Raw genomic sequence first — 5,860 nt, forward strand, 5'->3', positions numbered from 1 at the left:
CGTATTTCCGTCCAGTAAGGCTACCTTTGCCACCGATATTCGGTTTAGGAGTAGATGGAGGTGGTACTTCCCAATCCTGTTGTAACCATGCAGGGCAATTGGCATCATATAAAATTTGTAAAGTGGCCGCAGCGATGGCACTAGGTTCGTATTCACCGTGTAACTCTTTGATTAAGGGTAAGAAAGAAGCTAATCTTTCTCCGGCAAGAGATTCCTTAATTTGTTCTGTGAGTTTCTGCATCCTTTTAGCTTCAACGGTAGAGCGATTAGGAATTTGCTCAACTCGAATAGTTTGATTGACACGACGCTCAATTTGACGTAATAAACGGCGATCGCTAGGTTCAACTAAAGCAATAGCTTTACCCTCTTTTCCTGCCCTTCCAGTGCGCCCGATACGGTGAATATAAGTCTCACTGTTATCAGGTAAATCAAAATTAAAAACATGAGTTAAATCAGAAACATCCAAACCACGAGCGGCGATGTCAGTAGCGACTACGACTTTAACCTTACCTTCACGCCAACGCTGAATTAAACGCTCCCGTTGCTGTTGGCTTAAGTCACCATGATATTCGTCCACACTTTGACCTGCTTCTTGTAACTTTGCCGTTACCTCAGAAGCAGTACGTTTTGTGCGTACAAAAATAATTGCTGTTTGGGGATCTTCAATTTCTAAAATAGGTTGAATCGCTTTGACTTTTGACCAACCACGAGGCACCATATAAACTACCTGATCAATGCGAGAAGGAGTATCTTGGGGTTTTTCACCAGTGATACTAACAGGATCGCGCATAAACTCATTGACTAACTGCTTGATTTCACGAGGCATAGTAGCCGAGAAACAAGTGGTTTGACGATTAGCAGGAGTAGTAGATAAAATTTCCTTAACATCATCAATGAAGCCCATGCTTAACATTTCGTCAGCTTCATCAAGTACCACATATTTTAAAGTATCTAACTTTAAATGTTTGCGATGCAATAAATCGATAATACGACCGGGAGTACCCACGACGATTTGAGCACCTTTTTCTAAAAAGCGAATTTGGCGCTCCATAGATTGTCCACCATATACGGTTAAAACATGGATACGTTCTTTACCAATCAAATCCTTCAAAGATTCTGCTACCTGTTGAGCTAACTCTCTTGTGGGAGCTAAAATTAAGGCTTGAACATCTTTGGAACCGCGATCGATTCGATCTAAAATAGGTAAAGAATAAGCGGCGGTTTTACCAGTACCAGTTTGTGATTGTCCCACTACATCACGACCTAAAATTAATTCAGGGATAGCTAAAGTTTGAATCTTTGTGGGAGTAGAGAAACCTAAATTTTCTACTTGAGTAACGAGAGATTCTGAAAGTCCTAAACTTGCGAAAGAAGTTGTCATCTGTATGATTAAATATGAATTGTTAACTTAAAGTGTCTCGACAGATGAAGGGGAAAACAATCACGAGAAGCAAAACGGGTAACGGTAAGGATTTGATATTAATGATATACACCTGACTAAAAAATTTCATAATTAATGAATTATGGCATTAGTCCTTACTTTTTTGGTTCATACTTCTAAGGATACTCTTCCTTTGAGATAGACATGAGTAAACGGGTTAAGTATTGTTCAACTTTAATGAAAATTATAAATATTCTAAATAACTAATTGTACAACAGGCTTCTAGCTTGTAATTAATGCTTAGTCTATAACGGGCAAGATGCCCATTTTACAGATGTGCATTCCACAAGGGAAGTTTTTTAGGGATTTTCATTAAAATATACTCTCTAATTTAAAATTAGTTTTGATAGAGTAACAACTAAATTACTTAGTGATAGAGTTTACTAATTTATCTCAATTTCACCATAGAGATCATAGACATCGGAATGGGTAATCCTGACTGATGTTATCGAACCTAGATCTGCTATGCCTTGAACATAGACTAAACCATCTACTTCAGGTGCAAAACGAGGTGAACGACCAATCAATTCTCCTGTCATGGGATTTTCTTGCTCAATTAAAACTGGTACAATCTTACCAACTTCTCCTCTATTTTTAGCGGCAGCGATAGGTTGTTGTACTTCCATTAACTGATTTCGACGAGCTTGTTTTATCTCTTCGGGAACTTGATCGCTTAAATCATAAGCCTTGGTTCCTTCTTCGGGAGAAAATGTAAACACACCCACATGATCAAATTGATGTCTTTTAACAAATTGTAACAAATGATCGAAGTTTTGTTGCGTTTCTCCTGGAAATCCCACAATAAAAGTTGTGCGCATAACTGCATTAGGTAAAGCTAGTTTAATGCGATGGATGATTTCATCGTTCACCTTTCCCTGCCAAGGGCGGTTCATACTCTTTAAAATGTCAGGATGGGAATGTTGTAAGGGTAAATCTAAATAAGGCAGGATATTTGGTGTTTCCCTCATGGCTTCAATTACTTTATCCGTTAACCCGGTGGGATAAGCATAATGTATTCTAATCCAAGGAATATCAACTTTACCTAACTCTCGTAATAATTCGGCTAATTTTGGTTCACCATATAAATCAACACCATAATTAGTCGTGATTTGAGAGATTAAGATTAACTCTTTTACTCCTTGATCTGCTAATTGTTGTGCTTCAATGACAATAGATTCAATGGTACGAGATCTTTGATTACCTCGTAAATGAGGAATAATGCAAAAAGCACAACGGTAGTCACAACCTTCTGCTACCCTTAAATAAGCGACACCTTCGCTAGTGGTGCGATAACGAGGGATATTTTCATCAGCGATAAAAGTTGGTTGGGCGGAAACCGCCTTTACTCTTTCTCCTGCTTCTACTCGTTTAATAACTTCGACAATATTTTGGTAGTCACCTGTACCCACGATCGCCACTGCTTCGGGTAATTCTGCTAATAATTCTTCTTGAAAATGCTGTGCCATACAACCAGAGATAATAATTTTTTTCTGGTTTTCTGCTAATTCCACTAATGTTCTAACGGATTCTTGACGGGCAGAATCAATAAAACTACAAGTATTGACAATAACATAATCAGCTAATTCCTCAGTATTATCGATGGGATAGCCTGAGTGAGCTAGTAAACCGAGCATATGCTCAGAATCAATACGATTTTTTTCGCATCCTAAATGAGAAACGGCGATGGTTGGCTTATTGCCCATATTTAACGATGATATAACTTTCTTACAACTATTATTTTATATTCTTTTAGAGTAGTATATTTATTATAACAGATTTCGCTACTTATTGCACAAATCAAGTTAACAGTTAAAAGCTCCTTCTGTGATATTGCATTAGATGCGATCGCAACTAAGATATTTTTAATCGTGCTTTTAAATTATTATGAGCAACATAAATAATTGTTTTACCTTAAAAAGGTATGTTAACAACATCAAAACCTTAATTTTTGATTATTTCTCCTAGTCTTAAGAGTCATAAGAGTCTCCCTAATCGATAGACTTTTTAAGCAAACCCTAATTTATAAATGCTTGTGGAGATGTTCTGCCATTAAGGTAAGAATCTAAGAAACAAGAATCCTCGTGGCTTCAGCTTTTCGGGAGTGTCAAGTTGCCTATTGCCTGACTACAGATGAATTTTGCAGAAAACGAATAATAGAAGAATCATTTACTTTGGCATTACTGAAAATCTCATCTAAGGCTTTTCTTAATGTTTCTGCCATAATAATTTTATTCTCATAAACAACAATTACCCTTGCTAAAGTAGGTACACTATTTTTGTCTGCTTCAAGATATACTGGCTCTACATATAATAGAGATTCTTCAATGGGAATAACTAATAAATGTCCTTGTATGGCTTTTGAACCTTGTCGATTCCATAATGAAATTTGACCGGAGATGATAGGATCTTGATTAATTAAGGCTTCTATTTGATCAGGACCATAAACTAATCGTTGTTTAGGAAACTGATAAAGTAATAACTTACCATAATTTTCGTCATCAGATCGAGCGGCTAACCATGCGATTAAATTAGGGCGAGAAATGGGAGTATAAGGATGTAATAAAATAAATTCTTCTTGATCAGCAATAGGCAACTTCATGATTAAATAATAAGGTTGCATAGAAAGTACTTCATTTCCGTAAATTTCTTCAGGTACTTGCCATTGATCTTCTCTGTTATATAATACTTGAGGATCAGTGACATGATAAGTTAAAAGTCTTTCAGATTGGGTGTTAAAAAAGTCAATGGGGTAACGAATATGTTGTTTAATATCCGTTGGCATGGTGTTTAATGGTTGAAATAAATTGGGAAAGATTTTTGTCCATACTTTTATAATAGGATCATCTTTATCGCTGATATAAAAAGTAACATCACCATTTTCAGCGTTAATTAAGACTTTGACACAATTGCGGATATAGTTAAAATTATTTTCGCCGGCATCAGAGTAAGGATAATGATTGGATATGGTATAACCGTCTATTAACCAATATAAATGATTAGATTCTTCATTATTGCCTTTGGCGGCGACTAAATAAGCATCTCGATCATAATATAAAAAAGGTGCAATGGCTTTTAATCTTTCTCTAAGGTTACGGCGAAATAAAACACGGGTTTCAGGGGTAAAGTTATTAGTTAATAACATTCGCCAGTCTTGTAAATAAACCGAGAATAAAAATTTGCGTCCAAAAGAATTAAGATAAATACCACCTTTGCCATCGTAGTTGTGATAAACATTTTCTTCTCCACTAGGGAAATCAAATTCTGGCACTTTGGTATTAGTCATTATATAGTTGTTGGTCGTCTGTCCAAAATAAATGCGAGGGCGATAAATAGGGATACTATTTCTTACTCCTTCAGAAGAAGTATTTAACTCTCCTGGATCTTTGACTGTGCCAATATCTTTGATAAAATAGTAGGGTAAGCCTCCATCTGCCACACGGTTAACTGGAGACATAGTAAAACCGTAACCATGGGTATAAACTAGGTGTTGATTTACCCAAGTTTGTGCCTGAGAAGGTAATAATTGAGAGTCTAATTCTCTTCCGGCAATAATTACCTGTTTATTGATAGCTTGATTTTTTTCTGAATTAATCTTAACTTCAATATTATAGCGATCAATATCACCATCATAGAAGACATAGTAAGGACGAATTTGTTGTAATTGACGATTTGCTTGTAAAATAGGAAGAGTATCCCAAAGACGAATATTATTAATGGTGAGATAATTTTTTTCAATATCCTTCAGAGTTAAATTACCTTCTGGGTTAAAAGTTTTTACTTCAATTTTATCTAAATTAAAAGCTGCCCTTGTTTTGTCAATATTGTGAATAATATAAGGTTTTTCTAAGGCTAATTCATTGGGTTGTACAATGGTATTTTGCACTAAAACAGCCAATAAAAGCCCTAGGGAATATAAAGCAAAATATAAGAAAAAAGGTAGAGTAGAAATAGAAATAATAGTTTTATTTTTATGTTTTAAACTATAAACATTTTTTGTACTTGAGCCTGTAAAAGCTTTATAAAATAACCAAATTCCCATTAGTAAAGTATAAATACTAGCAATAGTTTCTCTCGGTATATTGATCGTAATATCGGTATAACCAGCACCATAAACAACACCTTCGGGAGATAATAAAAGCAGATAACGATTTAACCAGTGAATCATTGCTAAAATTATGATTAATAATCCTGCTAAACCGTATAAATGTCTTAACTGATAACGAGAAAAGCCCTTAAATTTTCCATCAGAAAGACTGTTATTTGATAATAAATAAGTTAAAGTAACAGCTACGATGGAATAAATAAATAAACCTTGTAATAATGAGCTAATTATTTGTAGAAAAGGAATTTTGAAAATATAGAAACTTAAATCTTGATGAAAAATAGGTTCTTGATCATTAAAGGGAATACTATTAATAT

Annotated in this window: 3 protein-coding genes; all 3 read right to left on the reverse strand. The window is 35.0% G+C overall.

Annotation, left to right across the window (positions count from 1 at the left end):
- The coding region (locus tag FWJ34_RS17495) for a DEAD/DEAH box helicase (protein WP_308256626.1) at window positions 1-1,381 on the reverse strand (1,381 nt) is incomplete at its 3' end.
- A gap of 443 nt (window positions 1,382-1,824) precedes the next feature.
- Complete coding sequence (rimO, locus tag FWJ34_RS17500; protein WP_308256627.1) at window positions 1,825-3,144, reverse strand: 30S ribosomal protein S12 methylthiotransferase RimO; 1,320 nt, start codon at window positions 3,142-3,144, stop codon at window positions 1,825-1,827.
- A 410-nt stretch (window positions 3,145-3,554) separates the two neighbouring features.
- On the reverse strand, window positions 3,555-5,860 hold a 2,306-nt coding region (locus FWJ34_RS17505; protein ID WP_308256628.1), incomplete at its 5' end, for a UPF0182 family protein.

Source organism: Geminocystis sp. GBBB08, from assembly GCF_016743215.1.
GTDB lineage: Bacteria > Cyanobacteriota > Cyanobacteriia > Cyanobacteriales > Cyanobacteriaceae > Geminocystis.

Coding starts and splice junctions, on each gene's coding strand:
- rimO (WP_308256627.1), bottom strand. CDS start 3,144: ATGGGCAATAAGCCAACCATCGCCGTTTCTCATTTAGGATGCGAAAAA.